Source organism: uncultured Leptotrichia sp. (assembly GCF_938036635.1).
GTDB classification, from domain to species: Bacteria; Fusobacteriota; Fusobacteriia; order Fusobacteriales; family Leptotrichiaceae; genus Leptotrichia; species Leptotrichia hongkongensis.
The window spans coordinates 1-1722 of record NZ_CALHQO010000415.1 but is presented as its reverse complement, the minus strand read 5'-3'; the positions used below and the strand labels follow the sequence as shown (position 1 = coordinate 1722).

Sequence of the window (1722 nt, the reverse complement as noted above, 5' to 3'; positions counted from 1 at the left end):
ACAATATACCTAATAATTTTTTTCTTATCAAAAATTCCTTTAATTTCCCCATTGATTAGACTTTTTTTTTATGATATAATTTTTATATAATTAATTTAGGAGGAAAAAATGGGAAGACATGGTACAATAGCTGGGCGTAAGGAAGCACAGGATAAAAAAAGAGCCGCATCATTCACAAAACTTGTTAGACTTATAACAGTAGCAGCAAGAGGCGGAGAAAATCCTGAATTTAACGTAGCCCTAAAACATGCAATCGAAAAAGCAAAAGCAATTAATATGCCTAATGACAATATTAACAGGGCAATCAAGAAGGGAGCAGGAACTGACGGCTCAACAGCCTTTGAAACATTAAATTACGAAGGTTACGGTCCTGCAGGAGTTGCTATTATTGTAGAAGCTCTTACTGATAATAAAAATAGAACTGCTTCATCTGTAAAGGTGGCTTTTGATAGAAATGGCGGAAACCTAGGAGTTTCTGGATCAGTTTCATATATGTTCGGAAGAAAAGGTGAAATTATTATTGAAAAAACTGACGATATTGATGAAGAAGCATTAATGGAAGTGGCACTTGAAGCTGGAATGGAAGATATGGAGACTCTAGAAGATAGTTATTATATCACAACTGAAACAGCGAACTTTGACGCAGTAGCAGATGCTTTAAGAAACGCAGGATACACTTTGCTTGAGGCAGATATTCAATACTTACCGTCTATAGAGGTTGACACTCTTAGCGAAGAAGATTTACAAAAATTAAGAAAGTTAATCGATACTCTAGAAAATGATGATGATGTACAAAAAGTTCATCACAACTATGCTGGAGAATTATAATAAACATTTATAAATTTAAAAATTTAAATTGCGGAATTATTTTCCGCATTTATTTTTATTATAAGTTATAACATTAATTAAATGTAGCAATTTACAATATTTATTGTATATTTCCTATTTAAATAAAAAATTTTATTAATAAAAATAAAAAGGAGTTATATTTTATGAAAAAAAACGGAGAAGAAACAGTTACTCCGATAAAAAATATGAAAATTATTCAACGAAATGACTTTCAAAACTTTACACTTGATTCCGTCCTACTTGCAGACTTTGTAAAAATTAATCGAAAAACTAAAAAAATCCTTGATATTGGAACTGGCTGTGGAATTATTGCATTACTTCTAGCACAACGTTCAAAAGCACAAATTATAGGTATAGAATTACAGGAAACAATGGCAAAAATTGCAAAGAGAAATACTGAAAACAATAATTTTAAAAGTCAAGTTCAGATAGTAAATGAAGACATTAAGAATTACAAAAATATCTTTACTCGTGACGAATTTGACACAATTGTTACAAATCCTCCGTATTTTGAATTTACTGGCGACATTTCCCAGACAAACGATTTAGAGCAGCTGGCATACGCAAGACACAATATCAATTTGACACTTGAGGAAATTATAAAAATTTCTTCTTACTTATTAAAAAATATGGGCAGTTTCTCAATCGTATTTCGAAGCGAACGTCTAGTAGAAGTTCTGGCACTTTTACAAAAATACAATTTAGAACCAAAAAGAATGAAAAATTGTTACACAAAATGGAATGAAAATTCTAAAATTTGCCTTCTAGAAGCTATAAAGGATGCAAAAAAAGGATTTTGCATTGAAATGCCTATTTTTGCTTATGATGAAAATGGAAAAAAAAGTGAATATATCAAAAATTTATATAAATAAG

Annotated in this window: 2 protein-coding genes; both read left to right on the top strand. The window is 30.2% G+C overall.

The window, feature by feature from the left end; all coding sequences use genetic code 11:
* Positions 1 to 108: 108 nt before the first annotated feature.
* On the top strand, positions 109 to 828 hold the full coding sequence (locus tag Q0370_RS08350; protein ID WP_299574540.1) for a YebC/PmpR family DNA-binding transcriptional regulator: 720 nt from the start codon (positions 109 to 111) through the stop codon (positions 826 to 828).
* A gap of 164 nt (positions 829 to 992) precedes the next feature.
* Positions 993 to 1721: a tRNA1(Val) (adenine(37)-N6)-methyltransferase gene (locus tag Q0370_RS08345; protein ID WP_299574538.1), complete on the top strand. Its 729-nt coding sequence runs from the start codon at positions 993 to 995 to the stop codon at positions 1719 to 1721.
* The last annotated feature ends 1 nt before the right edge of the window (position 1722 follow it).

Excerpts from the sequence above, each read along its gene's own strand:
- Q0370_RS08350 (WP_299574540.1), top strand. The coding sequence starts at position 109 with ATGGGAAGACATGGTACAATAGCTGGGCGTAAGGAAGCACAGGATAAA.
- Q0370_RS08345 (WP_299574538.1), top strand. The coding sequence starts at position 993 with ATGAAAAAAAACGGAGAAGAAACAGTTACTCCGATAAAAAATATGAAA.